Source organism: Kurthia sp. YJT4, from assembly GCF_030219945.1.
GTDB classification, from domain to species: Bacteria; Bacillota; Bacilli; order Bacillales_A; family Planococcaceae; genus Kurthia; species Kurthia gibsonii.
On sequence record NZ_CP126689.1, the window covers coordinates 1,543,609 to 1,569,520 of the forward strand.

General features: G+C 36.3%; 27 protein-coding genes, 2 riboswitches and 1 other annotated feature. Of the genes, 8 read left to right on the plus strand and 19 right to left on the minus strand.

The genetic code is table 11. The features are described 5' to 3' along the window. Window positions 1-13 precede the first annotated feature (13 nt). On the plus strand, window positions 14-517 hold the full coding sequence (locus QN089_RS07545) for a GNAT family N-acetyltransferase (RefSeq protein WP_087680768.1): 504 nt from the start codon (window positions 14-16) through the stop codon (window positions 515-517). 57 nt (window positions 518-574) lie between these two features. Here QN089_RS07545 and QN089_RS07550 read toward each other — a convergent pair whose 3' ends face one another. Beyond that, a complete protein-coding gene (locus QN089_RS07550) occupies window positions 575-955 on the minus strand; it encodes a hypothetical protein (protein ID WP_285216380.1) in 381 nt (126 codons plus the stop codon). Between the two features lie 119 nt (window positions 956-1,074). Here QN089_RS07550 and arsC point away from each other — a divergent pair, with 119 nt between their 5' ends. Genes arsC through QN089_RS07575 form a run of 5 tightly spaced genes read left to right on the plus strand, consistent with a single transcriptional unit; the run spans window position 1,075 to window position 4,706 of the window. Next, window positions 1,075-1,518, plus strand: coding sequence for an arsenate reductase (thioredoxin) (gene arsC, locus QN089_RS07555; protein ID WP_068453414.1), 444 nt, complete (start codon window positions 1,075-1,077; stop codon window positions 1,516-1,518). Beyond that, the gene (gene arsD / locus QN089_RS07560; RefSeq protein WP_068453412.1) at window positions 1,496-1,864 is read left to right on the plus strand and encodes an arsenite efflux transporter metallochaperone ArsD; all 369 of its coding nucleotides are present in this window, start codon (window positions 1,496-1,498) and stop codon (window positions 1,862-1,864) included. The genes arsC and arsD overlap by 23 nt, the downstream gene beginning before the upstream one ends. Further along, a complete protein-coding gene (gene arsA / locus QN089_RS07565; RefSeq protein WP_285216381.1) occupies window positions 1,861-3,615 on the plus strand; it encodes an arsenical pump-driving ATPase in 1,755 nt (584 codons plus the stop codon). Before arsD ends, arsA begins: the two co-directional genes overlap by 4 nt. Then, complete coding sequence (locus QN089_RS07570; protein ID WP_068453408.1) at window positions 3,615-3,896, plus strand: Fe-S cluster assembly protein HesB; 282 nt, start codon at window positions 3,615-3,617, stop codon at window positions 3,894-3,896. The genes arsA and QN089_RS07570 overlap by 1 nt, the downstream gene beginning before the upstream one ends. 12 nt (window positions 3,897-3,908) lie before the next feature. Continuing rightward, window positions 3,909-4,706 carry an arsenite methyltransferase gene (locus tag QN089_RS07575; RefSeq protein ID WP_285216382.1) on the plus strand — a complete coding sequence of 266 codons (798 nt, stop codon included), beginning with the start codon at window positions 3,909-3,911 and terminating at the stop codon, window positions 4,704-4,706. 236 nt (window positions 4,707-4,942) lie between these two features. Here QN089_RS07575 and QN089_RS07580 read toward each other — a convergent pair whose 3' ends face one another. The 4 genes from QN089_RS07580 to QN089_RS07595 all read right to left on the minus strand — a co-directional run bounded on the left by QN089_RS07580 (window position 4,943) and on the right by QN089_RS07595 (window position 8,623). Beyond that, window positions 4,943-6,082, minus strand: coding sequence for a GTPase family protein (locus tag QN089_RS07580; protein WP_285216383.1), 1,140 nt, complete (start codon window positions 6,080-6,082; stop codon window positions 4,943-4,945). Continuing rightward, window positions 6,082-7,266, minus strand: a complete 1,185-nt coding sequence (locus QN089_RS07585; RefSeq protein ID WP_285216384.1) for a GTPase domain-containing protein — start codon at window positions 7,264-7,266, stop codon at window positions 6,082-6,084. The genes QN089_RS07580 and QN089_RS07585 overlap by 1 nt, the downstream gene beginning before the upstream one ends. 192 nt (window positions 7,267-7,458) lie before the next feature. Continuing rightward, entirely contained in the window at window positions 7,459-7,620 is a 162-nt protein-coding gene (locus tag QN089_RS07590) for a hypothetical protein (RefSeq protein ID WP_285216385.1), read from the minus strand. A gap of 1 nt (window position 7,621) precedes the next feature. Beyond that, window positions 7,622-8,623, minus strand: coding sequence for a DUF4097 family beta strand repeat-containing protein (locus QN089_RS07595; protein WP_285216386.1), 1,002 nt, complete (start codon window positions 8,621-8,623; stop codon window positions 7,622-7,624). A gap of 292 nt (window positions 8,624-8,915) precedes the next feature. Between QN089_RS07595 and QN089_RS07600 the strand changes: the two genes are divergently transcribed. Beyond that, a complete protein-coding gene (locus QN089_RS07600) occupies window positions 8,916-9,518 on the plus strand; it encodes a tetratricopeptide repeat protein (RefSeq protein WP_285216387.1) in 603 nt (200 codons plus the stop codon). Window positions 9,519-9,562: 44 nt separating this feature from the next. Here QN089_RS07600 and QN089_RS07605 read toward each other — a convergent pair whose 3' ends face one another. From QN089_RS07605 to QN089_RS07670, 14 genes are all read right to left on the minus strand, one after another. After that, window positions 9,563-10,144: an anthranilate synthase component II gene (locus QN089_RS07605; protein ID WP_087680779.1), complete on the minus strand. Its 582-nt coding sequence runs from the start codon at window positions 10,142-10,144 to the stop codon at window positions 9,563-9,565. Continuing rightward, window positions 10,141-11,529: an anthranilate synthase component I gene (gene trpE, locus QN089_RS07610; protein WP_285216388.1), complete on the minus strand. Its 1,389-nt coding sequence runs from the start codon at window positions 11,527-11,529 to the stop codon at window positions 10,141-10,143. The genes QN089_RS07605 and trpE overlap by 4 nt, the downstream gene beginning before the upstream one ends. Window positions 11,530-11,601: 72 nt before the next feature. Continuing rightward, window positions 11,602-11,808: a binding site (T-box leader), on the minus strand. A gap of 36 nt (window positions 11,809-11,844) precedes the next feature. Continuing rightward, a complete protein-coding gene (locus QN089_RS07615; protein WP_285216389.1) occupies window positions 11,845-12,591 on the minus strand; it encodes a hypothetical protein in 747 nt (248 codons plus the stop codon). Window positions 12,592-12,630: 39 nt separating this feature from the next. After that, a complete protein-coding gene (locus QN089_RS07620) occupies window positions 12,631-14,247 on the minus strand; it encodes a S8 family serine peptidase (RefSeq protein ID WP_285216390.1) in 1,617 nt (538 codons plus the stop codon). 114 nt (window positions 14,248-14,361) lie between these two features. Further along, on the minus strand, window positions 14,362-15,054 hold the full coding sequence (locus QN089_RS07625) for an ECF transporter S component (RefSeq protein WP_285216391.1): 693 nt from the start codon (window positions 15,052-15,054) through the stop codon (window positions 14,362-14,364). Next, window positions 15,047-16,702 carry an ABC transporter ATP-binding protein gene (locus QN089_RS07630; protein ID WP_285216392.1) on the minus strand — a complete coding sequence of 552 codons (1,656 nt, stop codon included), beginning with the start codon at window positions 16,700-16,702 and terminating at the stop codon, window positions 15,047-15,049. Before QN089_RS07630 ends, QN089_RS07625 begins: the two co-directional genes overlap by 8 nt. Then, a complete protein-coding gene (locus QN089_RS07635) occupies window positions 16,675-17,556 on the minus strand; it encodes an energy-coupling factor transporter transmembrane component T (protein ID WP_285216393.1) in 882 nt (293 codons plus the stop codon). The genes QN089_RS07630 and QN089_RS07635 overlap by 28 nt, the downstream gene beginning before the upstream one ends. Window positions 17,557-17,560: 4 nt before the next feature. Beyond that, window positions 17,561-18,487, minus strand: coding sequence for a DUF4430 domain-containing protein (locus tag QN089_RS07640; RefSeq protein ID WP_285216394.1), 927 nt, complete (start codon window positions 18,485-18,487; stop codon window positions 17,561-17,563). A gap of 81 nt (window positions 18,488-18,568) precedes the next feature. Beyond that, a complete protein-coding gene (locus QN089_RS07645) occupies window positions 18,569-20,113 on the minus strand; it encodes an Ig-like domain-containing protein (protein ID WP_285215002.1) in 1,545 nt (514 codons plus the stop codon). Between the two features lie 124 nt (window positions 20,114-20,237). Beyond that, window positions 20,238-20,419, minus strand: a riboswitch (cobalamin riboswitch). A gap of 125 nt (window positions 20,420-20,544) precedes the next feature. Further along, window positions 20,545-20,706 (minus strand): transcriptional regulator, encoded by a 162-nt coding sequence (locus QN089_RS07650; RefSeq protein WP_068453384.1) that lies wholly within the window; start codon window positions 20,704-20,706, stop codon window positions 20,545-20,547. Between the two features lie 205 nt (window positions 20,707-20,911). Then, entirely contained in the window at window positions 20,912-21,670 is a 759-nt protein-coding gene (locus QN089_RS07655) for a cyclase family protein (protein ID WP_068453382.1), read from the minus strand. A 72-nt stretch (window positions 21,671-21,742) separates the two neighbouring features. After that, window positions 21,743-21,846, minus strand: a riboswitch (SAM riboswitch). Window positions 21,847-21,911: 65 nt separating this feature from the next. Then, window positions 21,912-22,877: an NAD(P)H-dependent flavin oxidoreductase gene (locus tag QN089_RS07660; RefSeq protein WP_068453380.1), complete on the minus strand. Its 966-nt coding sequence runs from the start codon at window positions 22,875-22,877 to the stop codon at window positions 21,912-21,914. An 18-nt stretch (window positions 22,878-22,895) separates the two neighbouring features. Beyond that, window positions 22,896-23,639, minus strand: a complete 744-nt coding sequence (locus QN089_RS07665; protein ID WP_087680786.1) for a tyrosine-protein phosphatase — start codon at window positions 23,637-23,639, stop codon at window positions 22,896-22,898. Window positions 23,640-23,652: 13 nt separating this feature from the next. Then, complete coding sequence (locus tag QN089_RS07670) at window positions 23,653-24,396, minus strand: tyrosine-protein phosphatase (RefSeq protein WP_285215003.1); 744 nt, start codon at window positions 24,394-24,396, stop codon at window positions 23,653-23,655. Between the two features lie 386 nt (window positions 24,397-24,782). Here QN089_RS07670 and QN089_RS07675 point away from each other — a divergent pair, with 386 nt between their 5' ends. After that, a complete protein-coding gene (locus QN089_RS07675) occupies window positions 24,783-25,820 on the plus strand; it encodes a PTS sugar transporter subunit IIC (protein WP_285215004.1) in 1,038 nt (345 codons plus the stop codon). Window positions 25,821-25,912 lie beyond the last annotated feature (92 nt).

A 25,912-nucleotide genomic window follows, 5' to 3' on the forward strand; every position in this document is an offset into this window, starting at 1 on the left:
AGAAAGAGACAGCATGAGTACACTAACATTCCGTATAGCAAAATTAGATGATTTAGAGCGCATTGTCGCGATTTATAATTCAACGATTGAAGGGCGTATGGTGACAGCTGATTTAGAAGCAGTCACTGTTGAAGAACGTACACCTTGGTTTCATGCACATACAGCAGATCACCGACCACTATGGGTGATGGAATTAGACAACGATATTTGTGGTTGGATTAGCTTACAAGATTTTTATGGTCGAAAAGCCTATGATGCGACAGCAGAAGTGAGCATTTATTTGGATGCGGACTTCAGAGGACATGGCTTAGGCAAAAAGGCGATTCAATTCGTTTTAGATGCAGCGCCTTCTTTATCCATTCAAACCATACTCGGCTTTATTTTTGCTCAAAATGAACCGAGTATGAAACTATTTAAACATTTCGGTTTTGAACAATGGGCGTTCTTACCGGAAGTTGCTGAACTAGACGGTATGAAAAGAGATCTCGTTATTCTAGGTAAAAAAGTAAATAAATAATGTAATCATAAGAAAAAAACAAAATTGCGCTTCGGCACAGTTTTGGTTTTTTTCTGTTTATTTTTTAAGTGGTAACGCTAGAGGCTCATCTTGATAAATGGAATAGCTTTCTCCGCTTACTTCTACCTTTTCACAAGTCTTATCTGCACAATCAAACATATAATTGTTGTCTTTTGTTTTCACAAAAACAGACATGTAGTAAGGGAAAACGCCACCTTTATAGCGATCTACGCCATAGTTAATAGATAAAATTTGTTCTTTTTCTGCAATTTTCTTGTAATCATCACTTTCCATCGTCTTAACGACCATTTCACCTAAGATTTTATATTCTTTCTCTGTTTCTTCATAGCCTCGTTCAAAAAAATACCATTTCCCAAGTAGGAAGAAGTTGAGAGCAATGCTGATTGTTAAAATCCCAATAAGTAATTTCTTTTTCATGTATGTCAATCCTTTCCAAAAAATATTATATCATAGATAGTTGAAAAGAAATTGACATCTTTTTCATATAAGAATATAATTATATAAGTAAGTTATTATATTTTGAGGTGATTTAAAAAATGAACAAAATTCTTTATTTTTTATGTACAGGTAATTCATGTCGAAGTCAAATAGCAGAAGGTTTTGCGAAGAAGTTGCTACCAACTGATTGGACTGTAAAAAGCGCAGGAATTGAAGCGCATGGTTTGAATCCGAAAGCTGTAAAAGCCATGCAAGAGGTACAAATCGATATTACAACGCAAACTTCAGATGTGATTGACCCACAAATTCTTAATCAGGCAACATTAGTTGTAACGTTATGCGGTGATGCAGCAGATAAATGTCCTGTAACGCCACCTCATGTAAAACGTGAACATTGGGGTTTTACAGACCCTGCAAAAGCGACAGGAACAGAAGAAGAAAAGTGGGCTGTTTTTCAAGAAGTTCGCGATGCAATCCAAAAAAGAATTCAAGATTTTGTTGAAAAGGAGCTAGATGATTATGAAAGCCATTCAAATGTATGAACCAGCAATGTGTTGTCCAACAGGTCTATGTGGACCATCGATTGACACAGATTTACTGCGAATTTCATTTATTATGCATCATGTACAAAATCAACCAACAATTACAGCAGAGCGCTTTAATGTAACGAATCATCCAGATGTTTTTGTTGAAAATCAACAAGTGAATCAATTGGTTATGGAAGAAGGTATGGATTGTTTACCTATTACGCTTGTAGATGGTTTACTAGCAGTGAAAGGGCGCTATCCTACTACGGAGGAATTTTCTGAATGGACGGGAATACCTACTGAAGAATTAGCGAAAAAACCAAAAATTCGTCTAAACATTAAGGGAGATGTTTCAAAGTGAAACGTTTAACAAAAGCTGATTTTCCTACAACCCCTTTCGTCTTTTTAACAGGTAAAGGTGGCGTCGGTAAAACATCTGTTTCATGTGCATTAGCTATTTCAATGGCGCGTGAAGGGAAAAAAGTGCTGTTAATTAGTACCGACCCAGCTTCTAATCTGCAAGATGTGTTTCAACAAACGATTTATGGAGAGCCGACCCATATTTCAGATACACTCTATGCGTTAAATATTAATCCAGAAGAGGCAGCAGCTCATTATAAAGAACAAATGATTCAACCATATCGCGGAAAGCTCCCACCTGTTTTAATTCAAAATATGGAGGAACAATTATCAGGTGCTTGTACAGTTGAGATTGCTGCATTTAATGAGTTTGCTCAATTATTGACGGATCAAACCTTACTTCAAGATTTCGATCATATTATTTTTGATACAGCACCGACAGGGCACACACTACGTTTACTGCAATTACCATCGGCTTGGACACATTTTTTAGATGAAAATACGACAGGCACTTCTTGTCTAGGTCCTTTAAAGGGTTTGAATGAACATAGAGACATGTATCGTTTAGCTGTAGAGCGTTTAATGGATAAAAATCAAACGACGTTATGGCTTGTAACTCGTCCAGATGGGAACCCTTTAAAAGAAGCTGCACGTGCATCTCAAGAATTAGATGCGTTAGGTATGCAGCATCAGCAATTAATCATCAATGGCTGTTTTGAAGAAGTGAGTGATGATGTGATGGAACATGCTTTCGCAAATCGTCAACGAGCAGCCCTTCAGCATATGCTGCATGCTCTACGTCATTTAAAAACATACACACTTCCATATGTACCATATACGTTGTCATCTCAAGCGAATTTAGAGTGTTGGTTACGTGATGAGTCAATTCCATTTGCTCATACAGAAACTTCATCGTTTGATGCGTATATAAACTTAGAAGAATTGGTTCAAACGTATACGAGAGAAAAGCCACATATTATTTTTACAATGGGAAAAGGTGGTGTTGGTAAAACAACCGTTGCTTCTTATATTGCTATGCGTCTTGCAGAAGAAGGGCAATCGGTTCATTTAACAACTACAGATCCAGCAGCACATCTTTCTTGGACACTAGATGAAACACTTCCTAATCTAACAATGAGTCGAATTGATCCAAAAGCAGAGTTGGTGAAATATGAAGCAGCTGTTTTGGAAAAAGCTGAAGAAACTATGACAGAAGATGGTTTAGCACTTGTGAAAGAAGATTTAGCATCTCCTTGTACAGAAGAAATTGCTGTATTTCGTGCATTTGCTGAAGTTGTGAAAGCACATGAGCATGAAACAATCATTATTGATACAGCGCCTACAGGTCATACATTATTACTTTTAGATGCGACTGAAGCGTATCATCAAGAAGTGAATCGTACCCAAGGAGAGATTCCACCTGCTGTTTCTGAGTTGTTACCAAAACTACGTGATTCAGACTATACGCGTGTGTTAATTGTAAGTTTGCCTGAAGCAACACCTGTACTTGAAGCAGCACGTCTACAAACTGATTTAGAACGCGCTGGATTATCAGTTGATTATTGGGTTATGAATCAATGCTTTACTGCAGTGGCTACAGAAAGCCCTATTTTTAAAGAAAAACAGCAAATGGAGCAGCAATGGCTTGAAGCAGTTCAAAAAGAAAGTAAACGAATGGTGGTTGTTCCTTGGTTGATGGAGGAGCCTATCGGTCAAACAGGTTTAAAGAAACTAGAAGGAGAGGTTAAATAATGAATTTAACAATAGAAGGAAAAAATTATCTAATGCAAGTTATGGAAGGACAAGCGCCTAAATTGCTTCGTTTTTATGGTACAGAAGGTTGTTGTGGTGTAAATGTTCAAGTGGAAATTGCCGAACCAACTATGCAAGATACGGTTCAACTTGTAGATGGTTTAGAGATTGCTATACAAGATCAAGTGATTCCTATATTAAAAGATGTGACAATTCATGCAGAGGAAGAAGATGGACAGATGGGGCTTGTATTACAAGGTTATAGTCCGACGTCTTGTTAAGGAGGAAAAGAAATGAAAAAATCAGATGAACTTCGTACAGCAGTTCGCTTGAATTACGCAAAAGTAGCGACTCAAAATAATGACTGTTGTACAACGAATACAGTAAGTTGCTGTAATCCAGAAGAAAACTTGCAGCAATCACCTGAAGAGTTAGCTCAAAAAATGGGTTATTCTATCGAGGAATTAAATCAAATTCCAAAAGAAGCAAATATGGGATTAAGTTGTGGGAATCCACATGCTATTGCACAATTTAAAGAAGGCGAAACCGTTGTCGACTTGGGTTCAGGCGGTGGTTTTGATTGCTTCTTAGCTGCTAAAAAGGTAGGGGAGACAGGTCATGTCATCGGTGTCGATATGACACATGAAATGATCGCAAAAGCTCGCGCACAAGCTCAAAAAGCAAATTTAGCACATGTTGAGTTTCGTTTAGGTGAAATTGAGCATTTACCGATTGCCAATGAAACAGCAGATCATATTATTTCAAATTGTGTTATTAATTTATCACCAGAGAAAGAACAAGTATTTAAAGAGGCTTATCGTGTATTGAAACCAGGTGGTTATTTAGCCATTTCAGATGTGATTTTAACAGCTGAATTACCAGAAAGTTACCATGAAGATTTACAATTATATTCAGGATGCATATCAGGAGCCATATCGATTGAGACATATGAAGAATTGTTGCGAAATGCAGGGTTTAAAGAGATTAGAATTGAACCAAAAGATGAATCGAAGGAATTCATACGTGACTGGGAACCGAATTATGATTTAGAAAATTATATTGTATCGGCATTGATTCAAGCACGTAAATAAATCAAACGAAGGAATATGGTTGAAAAATTCATTCAACCATATTGTTTTTTTTAAATATCTCAATATTATAAGTATTCTTATTAATGATACAAAACTTCCTATAATTTATATTATGTAAACTAAAAAGAAAAGAAATAAAAAAGTACGATTTTCTACTCTATTAAATAATATATTTGTCTTTATAAAAACTTATACCTACTTCTACATAGATATAAGTTTTTATAAATTATTTATTATTAATCTTTATTATTTTTCTTTTTATTGAATTGATAAAAAAGATTCTTAACATCACTCTCTTTAAAATGTTCATCTACATATTGTTGTACGTTCAATGTTTTATTTTTTACTTTTGCCTTATTAATACGATAACATATTTCAGAAGCTGTATATCCTACAGCCAATGTACTAGCTGTTGAAATACTGCCCTTAATTAAAATCTCTATACCTGCTTTTTTTAACTTTGATACCAAATCTTCTGGATCTTTCTCGTTTTCTTTCTTTTTCTCGTTTTCTTTCTCTTTCTCTTTTTCTTCTAAATAGCTTTGCACTAATTTATTTAAAAAAGGCATGAAAGTTATGCTTTGATTTTCTAAATTATATTGTTTGAAAATAGTATATAACATCTCGCCTTGTACGTTCATAATATCATCGATGCTACTATTTTTTACAGTATGACCAAAAGCCTGTAATACATACTTTCTAATAATTTTATTCACTTCTGAACGAATTAACTTTAAATTTATCGTTTGAGAGCGTAGAAATGCAAAACGCACCGAATAATCCATATGTTCATATGACCATTCGACTAAAGCAGAAAGTTGGATATAGTCCATATCTGGTAGAACTGTGGATACATAGAAATAATTAATACGATGTGTGAGTAGCACCTGAGACAAGTCTTGAAGTGTAGATTCTGAAACTAAATCACATTTTGTGAAAATAACACAAATAGGCTTTCCGGTTTCTCTAAACTTTTCAATCATTTCTAGGTCTAGATCAGTAATACGATGGTTACTAGCTGAAATTACATACCAAACCATGTGAATTTGTTCTTGTACAGGCTTGTTCTGATCTTCCATATAGGTATGCATTTCCTCTAAAAAACGTGTATGTTCTTCAGAACCTAGTTCATATCCTTTCGTATCAAATAAATTAATAGGCATATTTTCAATCGTATATTTCGTTGTAGTTTGTGTAATTGGTTTTCCTGTACCTGTTTGAGCGAAATCTACGTTAAATATTGTGTTTACAAGAGAACTTTTCCCTGCGCCTGTTGCACCAACAACTAGTATATTTGGATGATGACCTTGCTGCTCAAATTCATTTGCTGCGGTGTGTATAGTAGAATCAAATAAGGATTGATCGACATTAACCATTATGCATGTCCTCCATTCATCGTAGTTGATTGATTAAACTGTTTTTCTGTTTTTTCAATCATTTGAAAAATAACTTGATCTAAATTACGTTGATTTTTTAATAATTCGCTATACATCATTTCTAAAAATTCCTCGGCAATATCAGCAGAAGAACCTGAAATTGATTTGTATAATGTTGCTGCTGTTGCAATTGTTAATACAGGTAAATTCACTTTATTTTTCAAAATGGATAGAATATTTAAAATCATACTTTTATTGTTATCGTCTGCGGAGTCTTTTTTGATTTGTGTTAAACGATTAATAATTGTTTTATAGTTAAAAGCTTCTCGTTCATATTCTTTCCCGCTAATTGTAATAGCATGAACTTGTACGTAAGATGTTAGTGCATCATATAGTTCAGATTGAATCGTTTGTTCAATATCCTCTTGCCAAAATGACTTACTATATTGTGTCGCGAGTTCAATCGCATCATTTGTCTTTTTACATTCTTTAATTTTTTCAGCATATGTTTGGATTTTATTTTTTAATAATATATCCATACGCTCAGGTAAGCGTAAGCGTAGCATATTTAAATAATTGCCTCGCATAGCTTTTGATATTTCATCTCGACCAAATTGTTGGATTTCCATACCACCAAATAAAGTCTCTTTTTTACTATTTACTGGTACAACCGTCAATTCACCGTTTGTTTCTTTTTGAAGTGCATTTTTCATCTCAGCTAATGTATCTGGAGAGCAAAGTGCAGATTTTGTAAGTGCTACAACAACTTCCATTTTCTTGGATAAGAAATCATTAATAATATTAATTTCAAAATCTTGAATGCGGTTGCTTGAGGCGTTAATACAAAATAGAACGACATGAACCCAGTCTTCTACTTTCTGCTCAGTAGAATGGTTTTTCATAAAGTCATTTAATAAAGACTGCCACTCCTCATCCTTTCCTTGTTCAAGTCCCCATGAATCAATTAATGTTACAGGGATATCGTTAATTTTTTTAAACTCACCTTCAAAAACTTTTGGTGTTACTGGCTTCCCTGTTCCTGTTTCACGAATATCTTCATCGAATATATAGTTGATAAGTGAAGATTTTCCAACACCTGTTTGGCCCATAATTAAAACATTTAAATTACCTATTGTTTTTTCCTCTAAAACTTCTTTTTCTACTTCGATGTCTATTGTTTCCAAAGTCATTAAACACTCCTTTTTCTTAAAATGGTGACTTATGAACTTATTATACACGTGTATTTAGACATAATATGACCATTTGTAAAATGATTCTTTATATATATTATAATACCATTTATGTATATAAAATTGTTTTAAAATAAAAAATGCAGTTCAGACAATTGCTTCGTCCAAACTGCATAAATGCTATATTTAGTATGCTCCGCCTTTAGCTGATCGGTTGCGTTGCATAAAGCGTGCTTCGATTTGTGCGTGGTTACGTTGTTTCATCATGCGTTGTTTTCTTTTCATATGAACAAAATAGATACTGCTCACTAATAACAAACAGCTTATCAAAGTAATCCATACAAACATCTTATTTCCCTCCATCTTTCGTATCACTTACATAAAATGTACCTGACGTGAATTTTGTTGTTAATTGTTTTTGACCTGCTCCAACGATTGACGCACCTTTTGAGTTTTCACCATTCGTTAAATCAACTACGACATCACCTGACGTTTCTTCATGCGTATAACGTAGGTCGCGAACAAGTTCTGTATAATGAATGCGTACATCACTACTCGTTCCATTTATAAGCATCTTTTGTAGAGGTGTAGCCATTGTAAAATCAGCTGTACCCGATGTTAGCTTTAATGTAGCTTCTTCTCCTAAAAGTTGCTTCACTTGGATATCACCAGATGTTAATTCAGCTGTCATTTTTTTCGCTTGAACATCGACGAGACGTTGTGTACCAGACGTTGCCTTCATGCGTAAATCATCCGTTTCAATTTGTTCGAGTGATACATCCCCTGATGTAAGGCGAACAGACTGTTGATCTGAAATGATATTTTGTGCTTGTATAACACCTGAGGTTGTAGAAACCTCTACATTTTGTGCCTGTAAATCTTGCACTTTCATATTGCCTGATGTCTGTTTGAATTGTAGATGATTTCCGTACATTCCTTCGACAATCATTTGATTCGCTGTGTTTTCAACATAGAGTTCTTTCCATTCCTTTTCAGGAACAGCAATCGTTAGCTTCAGTTTGCTATGTAGGATATTGAAAAAAGCATAACGAAGCGCCTCTTTATGTGTAACTTCTACTTTTAGAGTATCGCCCTGCTTCTCTACTGTGTACGCTAGCTTTTTAGCTAAAGAACTATTCATCTTACCCTCTAACTTCGCGCGTAATTTTAAATCACTCGTCGGTACCACTTCTATATCTGCAATATCGGAATAAACATGAAGATTTTGAATATCTTCTATGGAAATTTTTTGAATATCATGAATTTCTTCCTGATTAACGCTATTCGCAACAAAATAAAAAATGGAAAATAAGAACAGTGAACCTACAATAATCAATAAGAATTTTTGCATAAGCGCTCCTTTAAATTTATTTTTGAAAATTTTGGAATATCATGTTTCATTATAAAGTATATAGCATAAAAAAGGAAGTTTTTCACAGATAGCGTCATATAGTGGTTTCATACGATGTTAAGAAGTCACTTTTTTTATGCTTTATTTTAATAAAATAGTATGAAAAATAGATTATAATGCACTTCAATGATATTTTTTTAGTAAATATGCCTTTTTTATAAAATAAGAACACTTGTTCCATATGCCGTATGTGTTGTATATTCGATATACTAATAAAAAGGAGATGGTACACATGACAACTGTTGAGAAATATACAGAGCAAGCAGAAACATTAAAAAAACAAGGGGCATATGCGGAAGCATTAGAAACATACGTCAAAGCAATCCAATTAGATAGCTCAAATAGCCGCCTATATCGCGCTTTTGGTAAAGTAGCATATCTTATGCAAGATCAGAAATTAGCAGTCGCAGCTTATCTTTCAGCCTTACATATCGAAATTGCAAAAATTGAGTATTATGGTTTAACTGAAGAAACAGAGAAAATGTTAGTTGCTCTGCCAGATGAAATGAAAGAAGCACTCCCTAAAGTAGGTGGCTTCATTATTTATTATGATACCAATACACTACGTCACTTAGCGCATGCAGTCGCAGACTTTGATGAAGAAGCAATTCGTAAACAACCAAAGATGCTCGCTTATAAAGAGATTTACGCAGCAGAATTAACAGAAGACGATGCGCTTTATGAAGAAACGTTGAAACAATTCAATCGTACAGAAGACGAAGTGACAGATGAAGCAAAAGCTTTCTACATTCCTGTTGGAAAAGAACTCGCTTTTTCTTGGATTAAGTGGAACGAACTGAATAGTTTAGATGTAGGTAAATTATATTTTCCATAATAAAAAAACAGGGCTGCTACTACTAGCATTTGCCCTGTTTTTTATTATACGGTTTGTGTAATTGTATTTAAAAAAGCTTGAATCATCTGATTCCCTTCATCTGTGTGATAAGATTCTGGGTGGAATTGAAGCCCGTAAATCGGTAATGAGCGGTGGTGACAAGCCATAATCTCCCCGTCCTCTGTGACCGCATCTACATGAAGTAATATATGCGGGAAGTTTTCACCATTTGCGACTAATGAATGATAACGCATCACTTCGGTTTCAAAAGAACAGTTAATTAATAGTCCTTCCTTTTTATGCATGAGTGGAGACATACGTCCATGCATGATTTCTTTTGCTTGTATAATTTCCCCACCAAAAGCCTGCACAATCGTTTGATGCCCTAAGCAAATACCGAGTATGGGAAACTCTTTTTGAAGTTGTGTAACGACCTCAAGGCAAATCCCTGCTTCATCTGGTGTACCAGGACCGGGTGAAAGGACAATTGCTTGTGGTTGAAGCGCTCGAATCCCTTCGATTGTTATGGCATCATTTCGTACAACTTCTACTTCCGTACCGAGTGAGGCGATTTGTTGGTATAAGTTATATGTGAATGAATCGTAATTATCAATAAGTAGAATCATGAGATCACCTCCAATAAAGCTTTTGCCTTATTTAATGTTTCCTCATATTCACTGATTGGATTTGAATGATGTACAACACCTGCTCCAGCTTGAACATGAGCTTTCCCGTCTTTTACGACCATCGTACGAATGGCAAGTGCTAAATCTAAATCACCTGAAATCGAAAGATAACCAATCGCTCCTGCATACACGCCTCTTTTTACATGTTCGAAATCATTAATCAGTTGCATGGCGCGAATTTTCGGTGCACCTGATACCGTACCAGCTGGTAAACAGCTCGCCACAACATCTAGTGGATGAATAGCTGGTCTTAAGGTTCCTGTCACTTCTGATACAAGGTGCATGACATATTTATAACGCTCAATTACCATGTACTTTGGCACACTGACAGAACCAATCTCACATAGTCTCCCTACATCATTACGACCTAAATCAACGAGCATACGATGTTCAGCTAATTCTTTCTCATCTTGAAGTAGACCTTCTGCAATGACATCATCCTGCTTAGCATCCTTTCCACGCGGTCTTGTGCCAGCGATTGGGTTTGTCGTCACCTGACGCTTTGAAACCTTTACAAGGCTTTCTGGAGACGTTCCAAGCACTGTATAACCATCAAAGTCAATATAATACATATACGGAGATGGATTCGCTGTACGCAGTTGACGATAAAGTGCCATCGGGTTCCCATCATACTGTGCTGAAAAACGCTGAGATAGTACAATTTGAAAAATATCTCCTGCTTCAATATGACGTTTCCCTTCCTCTACCATCTGGCAATAAGCATCTTGTGTCATACTCGGTATAAATTGAAGCGCATCCACTTGTGCTAAAAAAGGTTGAAGTGGTTTCGTTAATTGCTTTTGGATTCGTTCAATTCGTTCATCTAAAATCGCTTCTGTTAAACCTTCTTGAAATAAATCAATGGTCGCAATCGTTAATGTCTGCTTAACATGATCCATCACGACAAATGTATCAAAAAAGAGTAAATGCATATCGGGCATATCGATTGGATCAACTAATACATCACCAATCTGTTCATGATAAAAAGCAGTTTCATACCCGATGTAGCCAATCGCTCCACCATAAAAAGAAAACGGATAGTCCCCTTTTACATAGGGAAGAAATTTTTTTAATTCTTCAAAAGGGTGCAGTGAATTCAATTCAATACATTTATCGCCCTTTTTATACGTAAGAATCTGATTTTTCGCAACTAGTGTTGCAACAGGTGAAGCAGCAATAAAAGAGTAACGACCACTCTCTTCGTGTTTTGCAGAAGATTCAAATAGAATTTTTTGCTTCCCCTCTAATGCGTGATAAATCGAAATAGGTGTCAGCATATCTGCTTCTAACTCTAACTGCTTGTATAATACGGTCTGTTCTGTCATGTGAAAAACTCCTCTCAACTCAGCTCATTTTTCCTCAACATATAAAAAGTCCCCCACGAAGAAAAAATCTTCATGGAGGACGAAATCAATCCGCGGTACCACCTCAGTTGTGACCTATGTCACCTCTCGCAAGTAACGGTTGCCGCCGGATGTCTCTACTTTCATGTTCAAGGCACCACTCAAAGGTCCATTCGATTCATGCACTTTACTAACTTCCACCAACCGTTAGCTCTCTTGAAAAGTAACATTGAATGTACTACTCCTTCTCAACGTGTTGCACTCATTATATGATGAATCGTCATATAATTCAATTTATTATTCTTTCTTTTTTTGGAAAAACTGTAGCATGTAATGTAAAAAACGGCGATTCGTTCGAATTTGATCTGTTAAATCACGTGCAATAACTTCAAAAAATTCATTCGACTCATCCGTACCGCGCAAGACACGTCGGGTTCTTTTTTCATCTGGCCATGAACCGATTAAATAGCCTTTTTCTTCTAATTCCCACGAAACGGTATAAAGATAGCTATTGGAAGGACCCCAACCGAAAAGGTCTTCAATCTGCTTCGCAACATCTGCCATTGAAAAACTGCTTCTCGTTTGTGCAAGTTTAAAGGTAACATAGCGCACAATGTCTTTCACCGAAATCAGTTTTGAAAAATAAGCTCGAAATTCTTCCGGTAATGGATGATCTGGCTTCGGTGGCTTCTCTCCATTTTTCGTCAATTCATAATAAAAGCGATCTAATATTAAAACAATCTCATGGAATCGTTCATAGTAAATTTGCTGATAACGTAAAAGACGCTCTTTTCCAAGTGTCGTCACTTCATAGTACACCTTTCTACCTTTGGTGAACGAAGAAAGAGCACCCTCGCTTTCTAATTGCTTTGCGACACGTGCCACATATTCATAACCTACTTTGCGACCTGGGAACTGATCGACGAACTGTTCATATAATTCCGCTGCATAGAATGGTTGTGTTGAGGTTTCATGTAGCCAGAATAATGCAATCGTATCTTTTACACTAAACCCTACTGCATCTTGAAATGTTTTCTCTTTCACAGTTTAGAAACCTCCTTTTTTCTTTTAGTTTACCATGTTTTAACGATAACGTATGACTCTGACAGTAGTCGATTTAGAGACATTTCCAGCCTGATCGACTGCCTTCACTTCAAATACATAGACTTTTTTCTTTTTAAGTTTCGGTATAATAACCTGCGCTTCACGCGTTTCTTTGATGCGTTTTCCGTTCATATAAAGAATATTTTTTAAAAAATCCTTACTACGCGACTGCTTCCACGTTAATTTTACTTGTCCTGTTGGTAGTAAATCAGCCGTTAGCTGTTTTGGAGCTTGTGGTTTTGTGATATCTTTCTTTGTTCGAATCGTTGTCGTGACCACTTCCGAAAAATCTCCGTCAGCATTTACAAAACGGAATGAAAAAGTTAGCTTTTTATTTGCAGGAAGGTTTTTTAAGGTTAATTTATTAGCTTTACTGCGCTGAATCACGCGTTCATTTTGTAATACGATAACGTCTTCTTTTTTACGATTTGTTAGTGAAAAAGAAGCTTCATGATCCGTCACTTTTCTTGTTGAGATGACGGGCTTTCTATCTAGTGGTACAGGTGCTTTTATCGCTAAAATCGGATAGGGCTTCTCTTTTTGCATCTGTTTTAACTTTTGAACAAGTTGCGTACTTGAACTGTACGGATAACGTTCTTTTAATAAAGCAAGTAATCCTGTAATATGCGGTGCTGCAAAAGACGTACCCGTTACATAACTCACTGTACCAGAACGGTTAATCGCTGGTACATCTTCACCAGGTGCTAAAAAATCAACCCGTCCTTGATGATTTGAAAAACTACTAATATCTTGATAACGATTAATCGCCCCAACACTGACCACTTCTTTATAACTTGCTGGATAACGAACCTTTTCATAGTAACCATCATTGCCTGTAGAAGCGATCATTAAGATATCTGCCTTATTTGCCTTTTGGATGACTTGATGTAGTGCTGTTAAATCATTAGGCAGGCCAGAAGATAAGTTAATGAAATCGATTTGATGATCAATTGACCACTGAATCGCACGTACAATATCAAAAGCAGAGCCTCTTTTTGTGCCATCTGCATATTTTAAAGCATATATTTGAACATCGGGTGCAATCCCTTGCGAAAATCCATTAAGTAGATACGGCTTAGCAGCAATAATCGACGTAACGAGTGTGCCATGTCCTAAACCGTTATGACCGCGGTCAATCGAATCTGCTTCATTCACAGTTGTATTCGGATCGTCTGGTGCAAATACGAGGCGTTGCTTGATGGCGTGTTGCAAACTCGGTATTGTCGCTACACCGGTATCAATAACAGCTACTTTCACATTTTTCCCTGTATAAAGTGATGCAGGTGTGACAGGAATACGTAGAAGTGATAAATTCCACGTTGGTTTCGTCGGTTCATTTAATAATGTGACAGCTGTATTTTTTTCAATCGTACTATCTGGGAAAGCTTGGTGAAAAGTACGCTGTTCAGCTGTTGTAAGGTCCGTTAAGATGAGTTGTAAATCTGGCAATATTTCAGCGTTTTTCGGTAACTGTTTCTTCATATCAACTACGTCTTGATGTGGTGTAGAGATGATGACTTCTTCTGCAGCAGCGCTTATGGAAGATGTCATAACGAGACCTAGACAACAACTTGCCGCCAATAATAACCTTTTCATACCAAAACCTCCTTTAAAGTGTTGTTACTCCATTATATGAAAAATGAAGTCCTGTATTCAATAGTTGTCCTGAAAATTGAAAAAGAGCAGCGATTACTACGCTACTCTTTTAATTTAGGTCGTCTGCATGACCCCGTATTTAATTTTTAACCGTTCTAGCTTGTCACCAATCGGTTTTGTAAGTAACCACAGGAAAATGACATTTGAAATCATATACGTAATAGTGAATGGAATCGCTGTGATGATTTTAGAACCATACACAATCCAACTAAAGCCGTTACCAAGCGATAAAACCGTCCAAATATCCATGAGCATCGAATACATGATACCTGAGAAAATCCCGTAAAACAGTAATGAGATTTTTGATTCCATCCAGTTCGTTTTACCGAGTAATCCAGCAATGTAGCCGAGAATACCAAGCGTGAACATTTGAAAAGGTGTCCACGGACCTTGACCGAATAAGATATTCGACGTAACAGCAGATACAGCACCCGTTAGAAAACCTGCTTCTGGACCAAGTTTAAAGCCTGTAATCGCAACAAGCGCTGTCATCGGTTTAAATGCTGGGATAAAGGCGAATGCTGCACGTCCTGCCACCGTAATTGCCGACATCACTGCGATAATTAATACTTCTCTCGCATCGGGTTTTCGTCTTTCAAATGATAAAAAGAAAGGAATACAAGCAAATACCATGACAAACATGGAGATTAAATTGTATTTTCCATCTTCTAATAAAGTCGCTCCAATTAAAATCCCAATAGGAATAATCACAAAAAAGATAATGAGTGAAATGACCTTTTTAGACATGTGTCATCACCTCTTGTAGAGATTGACAACGTGCAATTAACTGCTCTGTCGTTACAACATCTTCAAATAATTGACGACACATACGATTCGTCGCAGTCGTATAGAAGTGATTACCACTGTAAAAGGCAGCTGGTGTTCCTTTTGCGACGATTTCACCGTCAAAGAACATCGCACAAGACGTTGCATGTTCAGCCGAGAATTCGACATCATGCGTCACCATTAAAATTGATGTCCCTTGACTTTGTAAGTCATGTAGAATACGAGCTAATACTTGTTTAGATTCACCGTCTAGCCCCTTCGTTGGCTCATCTAGTACTAAGATTTTTGGATTTTTAAGTAGTACTTTTCCAAGTGCGACTTTTTGCTGCTCACCACCGCTTAAATCATATGGATGTTGAGCAAGTAGATGGCGAATTTGAAGTAAGTCAATTACGCGATCAATAGCTGCTTGATCTTTTGACATCATGGCGAGTTCAAGTTGCACTTCTTTTTCGACAAGCAATGTTGTTGGATCTTGTGGTAGCATCGAAATCATACCTTGATACAATTCTTTTTTTGCATATTTTTTAAGTGGCTTGTTAAAGATTGTTACTTTTCCGCGATGCGGTTTTAATAGCCCCGTTATTAAGCCGAGTGTTGTGGATTTACCCGTCCCGTTTCCACCAACAATACTTAGAAATTCACCTTGATGGAGCTGAAAATTCAATCCTCGAATTAAATCTTCTGCATGACGGTCATAGCGAAACCATACATCTTGTACATCTAGTACGACTTCACCAGAAGACTCTGCTTCTTGAATTTGTTTATGGTCTTTTTCGTAATGCTTTTCAAGCCATGTGCGTCCGTCACGAATCGTTAAAGGTGTTTCATCTGATTGCTTGAGTGCATGATGTACACGAAGCGGTGTTGGCAAACCAAGCAACATTGGATGATGTGCATCAACATGACGTAAACGTGTAGCCGCTTTAATGGGTGTATCATTTGCAATAATTTCACCTGCATCTAAAATAATGACCCGATCTGCAATCGGATATACTTCCTCTAATCGGTGTTCAACAAGCACAATCGTTAAACCGAGTTCTTTATTGAGCTTTTGAAGTGTTGCGATAAATTCACTCGCTGCAATCGGATCGAGTTGTGATGTAGGTTCATCTAGAACCAGTAGTTGTGGTTGCATCACCATAATACTCGCTAAATTGAGCAGCTGTTTTTGACCACCTGATAAGTCTGTTGTATTTTTTCGGAACCATGTTTGAATACCGAAGAAGCTTGCCATTTCAGCAACGCGACGACGGATTGTCATAGAATCGTAACCCAGATTTTCAAGACCAAAGCTCAATTCATGCCATACTTTATCCGTTACAATTTGTAGTTCAGGTTTTTGAAGTACATAACCGATTTGACTGGCTGCTTCACGCTGAGGCAAGTCTTGTAAAGCGACACCATTGAAATGAATCGTTCCAGACATTTGACCATGTGGCGTTAATTCACGTTTTAAATGCTTTAATAATGTACTCTTACCACATCCTGATGTTCCGCATAATACGACGAATTCACCTGCTTCAATTTCAAGAGAGATGTTTTTTAAAGTTGGTTTTGTTGCAAGTGGGTAACTAAACGTTAATTGATTGATTTCAATGAGCGCCATTTGAATGCCTCCAGTACTTCAATAAAAATAGGTAGTGACACGAGTATACCATAACTAATCGTCATGAAAATCATCGAACCGTCCCATACGATTGGTGAGAACGTTGGATAGTAGTAGAATTCGTTCCAACCGAAATAGCTACATAGCAGTTGCATGATAAATAAAATGAAAATACCGCTGAGTGCAATCCCATCTAATCGATCAAAGCGAAATAATGAAAAAGTTGAGCGCCCCTTTAATCCGTAGCCGCGCGCTTTCATCGAATCAGCTGTTTCAATTGCATTTTCTAAAGCCCACGAGATAAGGATGGATAAAATACGAGTTCCAGCTTTAATACGATGCCAAACCGAACCTGAACTAGGGTCCATGCCAATCGCACGTTGCGCATACATAATCTTCTTAATTTGATGACCGAATAGAGGTACAAGGCGCATCGTTAATGAGATTAGTAATGCCACAGCAGGGGATACTTTCGTAAATAAATATAAAAATTTATCAGATGTCATGACCGCATTAAATGCACTAAACCAAAAGATAATGGCGATTAACATGATAGAAGCAGCAAATCCATAAACAATAGCTTCGACTGTAATCGGTTGTTCGTTGATATAGAGAATCGCTGTTTCGCCTTCATGAATGAGTAAAGGGTTTAAAATAGCTGCTACCAACATGAATGGAAGCAGCCATTTAATCGATTTCAAAAAACTTTTCTTTAATAAAAGAAAGCTTGTGACAGTTGCACCCGTAAAACTAATCATAAGAAGAATAGGATGCATGTAAAACATCGTTAAACCAATAACAGCGAAAAAGTAACTGAAAATAACGAGTGGGTGAAAATCATGAAGTGATTTCATCTAACTACCACCCTAAGTCCGTTCCACCATTAGTTGTATATTGCAACTCAATGCGGTCACCATCTTCAAGTTCATAATTACCTACGCCAACAGGTGCCTTTACACCGTTAACTGTATACATCCAGCCACTTAATGAACCTGCTTGTTTTTCGTTTATATGATTAATCCCGATAATATAAATACCGTACATTGGATTTTTTTCGTAATTAATATAAATACCGTATTTTGAACGTAGTTTTGAAATGGCATCCCAAGCTGTATCGCCTTCTTTAATTTCAATTTTTGCGTTATTTAATAGTACACCACTTGCTGGTACATATTTTTCACTTTGTAGGTTTTTCGGTAATAGCTCATAATGATCAGGATTTAGTAATGTGCGCATGCCAATTGTAATCGTTGCATATTCTTTTTTCGCTGGTTTTTCTACAGGTTTTTCAGGTGTTGACGGTTTTGGTGTCGATGGCTTCGGTGTAGAAGTCGTTGTCTCTGGTTTTTTCGTTACCGTCGTTTCTTTTTTCGTTACCGTCGTTTCTTTTTTCGGTTCGTCTTTTTTGACTGGTTTTTCTGTTTTTGTTGGTTGTTCTTTAGAGGTATTATTAGATGTTGTTGTTTCCTTTTTTGCTTCTGGTTTTTGTGTTTGAGATGGTGTCGATGTTGATTTCTCCACTGTAGAAACGGACGAATTCGTTGACGTTGTCGTGTCGTTTTCAGATGTAGCAGCCACTTCTTTCGTTACAGAACCTTTATCATCTTGCGCCGTTTCTTTTGTTTCTTCTTTTTCTTTTGCTTTTTTCTGTTCTTCGTCATTTAGAACAACGACTTTTTTTGCTTCTTCCTCTTGCTCATTTTCATATTGCTGTGCGGTTTGCACTTTACAGCCTGTTAAAAGTAAGGTTGCAGATAGCGCAAATAGTATAATTTTACTTTTCATGTTGTCCCTCCTTTTAAGATAGCAATAGGGCTGTTCCAAGATTTACATCTTAGAGCAACCCTTATTCGCTATGTGTAAATCTTATTTACTTTTTACTGTAACTGTAACGGATTTACTTGTGTAATTTGATTTTTTCGCATACACTTTTACTTTTGTTTTTTCTTTTAATGTTGGTACTTTAATTGAGAAAGAACCTGTTTTTGTGCTGGCAGTTGCTTTATATGTTTTGTTTCCAATTTTCGCATATACTGTTGCACCTTTTGTTGTTGATCCGGTTACTTTTTTAGCGCCTTTTACAAGCTTACTTACTTTTGGTGTTGCGGGTGTTAAACGATCAGCCACTTTTTGTGTAATGGCTTTGCTCTTATTACCAGCTAAGTCAGTTACATAGAATTTCACTGTCGCATTGGCTTTGAACGCAGTTTTTACTGGATATGAGAATTTACCTTTTGCATCTGCTTGAACTGCTGCTAATTTTTTCGAACCATTATAGATTGTAACCGTTGCATATGGTTCTGTCGTACCTGAAATTGTTTTTGTTGTGTTCGCCACTTTTGTAACACTTAATGATTTTGGTGCAGTTGTATCATACTTTAAAGAAGAAGCTTTTGCATCTGCTAAATCAAAGAATGTATTTTTATCTGATGCATAACGATCATACGCAACAAGACCTAACATTGCACTTGTTGTTGCAAAGAGTTGTGGACTTTTTTGATCTGGTGTTGTTTTAAAACCACCTGTTGTTGCATCAAAGTTTAATAACATATTTGACACAGCCCAGTGACCATTTTTAATAAATGCACGTGCTGTTTTTGGATTAATGCCATTCTCTGTTAGAGCGATGACCACTTGAGCTTGTGAATCGACACTATTACCGCCCCATGGATTATAACCTGCAACATCCGTTAATTGGCTTGACATATAATCTAAACCTTTACGAATTGACGCTTTGACAGCTGGATCTGAATCATAGTTCGCAAGTGCGCTTAACACCATCGCAGCCATGTCGACACTCACGCCATTTTCAACATCTTCAGCCCAAGAGAAGCCACCATTTTCAAATTGTGTGCTTACTAAATAATCCACCATTGATTTACGTGAGAAATCAGCGTATTTTGCACCTGCTGGGAAGCTATAATCTTTCGCTTCTAAAGCACGTAATACATATAAATAATCTGTGATGTATAAACTTTTCGCTGCTTTACCTGCTACTAATTTATCACCTAATAAGTTAATTAAGTTATAACCCGCAACATTTTTCGGATCTTTACCGATTGCAGTAATCGCTAAAATTATTTTTGATAATGCGCCTGGCGAACCACTAAATTGACCTTTTTGCTTCTTTAACTCACGTTCAACATCTTTATAGAATGTTGTGTAGTAATCTTTACTTACAGCGTAATTTGAACGCGCAAAATTAAGTACTGCATCTGAACTTTGGTAAGTTGGTGTTGATACATCTGGTAATGAATAATAATAGTTCGATGTTGCTTTTAATGTATTCGCTACATCAACTTTTTTAACTGTAGGTACTTTTGCTTCTGCTTGTAAAGCCGTTGCTGGTACAGCTGAAACGACTAAAGCTGCTGATAATGTTGCTGGAATCACCCATTTTGATTTAAACATAAAAATAACCCCCAAATTGTTTTGATTTGGAGGATTAGCTAACACGAAAAGCTCACGTTCTAAAGACATGAAGAATTATGTAACAATATTTATACTTACGTGCGTCTAATCCACCCCTCGAAGATTGAAACGAATGATGAAAGCAGGTCTCCTGGCTCTATGATCACATTACTTTGACAACTTCCCGTATAAACACAGTGTTTATATGTCATTTCATCCCATATTACAGTAGCGGGGCTGCATCGGATTTTCACCAATTTCCCTATTATCTAGCCTAAAACTAGCACTCTCATCTGAAAGAATATTCAATTATCTTAATAGAAAGTATTCCATACTCTATAAAAAAAGTAAATAACTTTTCATAAAAGAAGGTCTTAGGACATACAAAAACCTCTACTTTACACATTAAGTGGAAAATAGAGGTTTAATACCTAGCTAATCTCTTGAATTGTGGCGTCTCTCTTATACTCATTAAATGCATACAATTGCTCCTCTGTTAATTGTTTGACATATAAATGGTAATTCATCGACTCCAACCCATAATTTTCGCAAGCCTGACAATATATTTGATAACCTTCCATAAAGTGTTCCATTGAACATCTCTCCTTTTGTTATATAACAGTTTCATTTGTTGTACTTAATATATAACAGATGAAAAAAGATGTCAACTCATTTTCTGAAAATTCAACGAAAATATTTGGTTTACATAATAATATTATTTTTGAAACAAAAAACACCTTGAGATGACAAGGTGTTTCCACGACAAATGAGTCTGTATAGTTTAAGACAAATGAGCCTTTATTGATTCGGTGTAATCGCAAATGAGCGTACGGGAAAACCAGATGCTTTTTCAGGTTTAGCCACGATATTAAAGATAACTGCCCCTTTTGCCGGAAGTTGATCTAAATTCGTTAAAAGTTCGACTTGATACGTATCTTGTTCTAAAACGAAATACTCTGCGGCTAATGAGCCATGTTTTCGATATTCTTCACTCGAATCTGTATCAAATGTTTCATGACCAATCGCTTTAATGCCTCGTTCTTTGAATAAAAAAGATAATACTTCGACAGACCAACCTGGCACATGAGCCACGCCTGCTTCATCAATATTATTAAAGATATCATGGTCGGGCCAGCGCTTCGACCAGTCTGTGCGTAATGCGACAAATGAGTCGGCTTCAATGATGCCATTTTGATCCTCAAATGAGAGGATGTCTTCAATCGTTACCGTGTGACCTGGATTCTTTTGTACTTGAGCTGTAATATCTACAACAATAAGTGGCAGTACTAACTCCTGAAGATGAAGTTCCTCGATATAGCGTGTATCTCGTACAAAGTGTATCGGTGCATCAAGATGTGTTCCATACTGACCTGCAAAAGAAAATTGTTGTGCAAAAAAGCCATCATCATGTGTAAAAAGTGTATCGAATTTTGCTGGATTGAATGCATGGAAGTGAGGTGACTGGCTATTAAAGGTATGTGTCAAGTCCACCCATTTCTGCTTTTTCAATGTTTGTAATGCTTGTAAAACATCTTGCTGTAAAACCGATTCGCTCATAACATCACTCCTTTTTAATCTACAAAAAAACCTCTCCTGATAAGAAGAGGTTTTGAATAGTCAAAGGAACTCTTCTTATCTTTTAGCTTACGCTACAGGATTTAGCACAGTTCAATTTAACATTGTCTGTTGCTGAAGGGTCAACGGGCCAGTCCCTCGCCTTCTCTTGATAAGAGATACGATTTTTTTGTTAACTTCATATTACAGTAAGCAAATCGGAATTGCAACTGTTTTCTGAATATTATTTTATTTTTAGATTTAATTGCGTTCTTGCTTCTTCAATTTGCTTCTCAAATTGCTCAAATAAAGTTGCAACAGTTGGAATGGAATGAATGAAACCAATACTTTGACCTGCATATCCAAAACCATCTTGCTGCTCTTCGTAAATATAACGACGGTTTGCTGCACCGCTAATATACTCTTTTAATGCCTCGTATGTAGGCGTCTTTTGTTCAATTTCTAAAATTTCATCTGTGAATGGTGTGTGTAATACACGCGCTGGACCACCAATGGAACGTTTAATAACGACCGTATCCATTTCATCATGTTCAATCAATGCTTGTTTGTACAGTGGTGCTGCATCTACACATTCTTCTGTCGCAATAAAACGTGTCCCAATCTCAACTCCGTCTGCTCCTAGTGCAAAAGCAGATAAGATACCACGACCATCTGCAATGCCTCCTGAAGCGATTACAGGGATGTTGACAGCATCGACAACGCGCGGAACGAGTACATGTGTCCCTAAATCATTTAAACCGAGGTGACCACCGCCTTCTTGTCCAACAACGACAACAATATCTGCCCCTTTTTCTTCGGCCTTTAAAGCCAATTTAACAGAAGAAACGAGTACAAGCTTCTTCATATCGGTGTCTTTCACCATTTCTAATACAGGACTTGGATTTCCTCCTGTAATCGAAATGATTTGAATACCTTCTTCTATTGCTACTTGTACAAAAGGTTCGTAATGTTCACGGTGTCGTCCAATCGCAAAGTTCACACCAAAAGGACAATCTGTTAATGTGCGTGTTTTATGAATTTCTTTTCGTAAATCTTCTGGAGAATCTAAACTGAGTGCTGTCACTTGGCCCAGTCCTCCAGCATTCGAAACTGCTGCTGCTAAATCTGCATAACCAAGATAGGCGAGACCTCCTTGAATAATTGGTTTTTCAATTCCTAATAATTCCGTTACACTTGTTTGCCACTTCATCTCAAAATCCCCCTTATGCTACTCTAAATAGAAATCTTGAATCTCTTTTCTCGTTTGTTCATCAATATGATATTCTTCTTTTAAATACATCTCAATCGTACCGTATTTTCTTAAAATCTCATCATGTACATGGTCGAGCAATGTTTGATTGACTCCTACTAATACCTGCAAAATTTCTGGATCCTTAACAGCTAATTCAAGAGGTTTTTGCCAATATGGTGGATGTTTCTCCATATATTGATTAGTTTCTAAAAAGTCTTGGACAATCGTCGTATAAGGAACACCAAGTATCAAGTACGTAATCATTGAGCCAATTCCTGTGCGGTCTTTTCCTGCTGTACAGTGTTGAATCATCGGTCCTTCATGTGCTTTTAAAATAGAGACGAGTGTTTGATATGCAGGATTTTCAAATGCTAAACTGGCATAAAACTCTTTAAATAAATCCATATTCAATTGCTTCAATAAATCACTACTCGCTAAATCTTCAATCGAAGCAAGATTAAATTGCGATCGACTAGCAGGCGCATGGACGTCATGCACACCTTGTATCCTTGGTGTCGGATGAGCTTCAATCTCACTTTCATCTCGGTAATCAATGATTGTTCGAATATGAAGCGCTTGCAGTTGTTGCAAATCTTTCGGTGTACTCTTACTTAATTCTCCACAACGATAAAGTAATCCTTTTTTCACATGTTTACCTTCAATCGTTGTTACACCACCTAAATCACGAAAATTAGGGATTCCTTCGAATGGTAAAAACATTTAAACGCCTCCATTATTCTAAATAAAAATCTTGAATTGCTTTTCTCTCTGTTTTGTCTATTTGAAACTGTTTTAAAAAGAAATTTTCAATTGTATCAAATTCATTTAAAATTTCATCATATGCAACTAATAGGAAGTCACCATTTACATAATTCATATCCGTTTCTAATTTTTGGCCCTGTAGATTTCGAATCATTACTTTTAACCATTCAGGCATTTGTTCGATAGCATTCTTCTGGCGCTCCAAAAAAGTTTGGACAATTGTTTTCAATGGTACATCCAATAGTAGATAGAGCAGAAATACACCTATTCCTGTACGATCTCTACCTAACATACAATGTTGAAGTAAAGGAACTTGTTTCAGTCGGATTACTTCAATTAAAGGCCGGTATGAATTATTTTTTGCAAGATGTTCACGATAAATACGCATACGATTTTGTGCTTCAAAATAATGGGTACTCGCTTCATAATCTTGTAAAAGTTCTGTAAGCGTGAGTGTAGGCATGGATACATGTGAATGAATTGTATGAACTCCTTGGATTTTTAAAGAAGGTTTTTCATTTTGTTCATACTCATTACGATAATCAATAATGGTTTTGATGCCTAATACTTCTTTTAAGTAATAAATATCTTGAACCGTTGCGTTACTAATATCGCCACTTTGAAATAGAAGCCCCTTTTTCACGTTACGACCATCCGAACTTTTTAGTCCACCTAAATCATGAAAATTATAAATCCCCTCAAATTGATATGTCATATTATCACCTACTTTTATAGTTCAATCCATGTATAAACACTAATTTTATATACCCCAAAATCATTATTGTAAATAAAAAAAACTTGCAATCTCTTAATGATTTTAGGTCTTTGTAAAAGACGTGCATCATATCTCTTATTATTGATTGAAAAATTGACACAAATGGACTGTATAGCCTTTTAGTTTACATAATAAATTTATTTTATTTATATATTACAAAAATACTTTTCTTTTTTTCATACCAAAATCTCTCATAAAAGACTTAAATATCTATTTCATTCTATAAATATAGAATTTTCTGATATTTCAGTATTGACTGAAATATATAGACAATATAAACTAAATTTACTTTAAAAGAACAGTTTGCTTCGAAAGGGTTTGAGCGTATGAAAGATTTTTTTAATAAGTTACTAACAGGAATGAGCTTAGGTATTGTCGTTTGTTTAATTCCTAATGCGTTGGTGGGGGAGATTCTGAAACTGATGATTCAACACTTCCCTACGATTGCACCGTTTTTACAAACCATTTTAAATGTCACATTAATTGCGATGAGTTTACTACCGGTCGTTATTGGTGTCATGATCGGGATCCAATTTAAACTCACACCGATTCAAATGACGAGTATTGGACTAGCAACAATGGTAGGTTCAGGTGTCATCACATTTAGCGAAACAGGTATGACGATGGCTGGTATTGGTGTTGTCATTAACATCGGAATTACAGCTGGTTTAGCCGTTGTATTTGTGCAATTTTTAGGGAATAAATTAAAAGATTATACATTATTACTAATGCCTGCTCTATCATTGTTTATTCCAGGTCTAATCGGTTTATTTATCTTACCTTATGTAAAGTCTGGAGCAGATGTTGTCGGACTTGGTATTGCGACATTAACAAATCTTCAACCTGTTTTAATGGGCATGTTAATTGCGATGATTTTCTCTATTTTAATCATCTCACCTATTTCAACAATTGGCGTGGCTACAGTCATTATGTTAAGCGGCGTAAGTGCTGGAGCAGCTAATCTAGGTGTCTGTGCATCCGGTGTAGGTATGGCGATTGCTTCTTATCGTGCTAATAATTTTGGTACAGCATTAGCACACGTTGCATCTGCCAAAATTCAAATGCGTAACTTCTTTATGAAACCTAAAATTGCTTCACCGACTATACTAACAGCAGCCATTCTTGGTGCGTTAGCGGGTGTTTTCAATATTACAGGTGATCCCTATTCTGCTGGTTTTGGATTAGCTGGCTTCGTTGGTCCCCTTAAATATTTATCCATTGAACAATGGAGTACGACGAGTATGTTTTTAGCAGCTACACTGTTCATTATTTTACCGATTGTATTAAACCTTCTATTCATTCGTTTGTTTGAACGAAAAGTGAAGTGGATTGTGCCAGAAGATTATAAAGTAACTTATGAATAAAATAAAACAAAGAAAAAGTCGTCCAATGGTGCGACTTTTCTTTATTTTCATTCAAACAGTTTACATAATATAATTATTTATTAATATAAAAA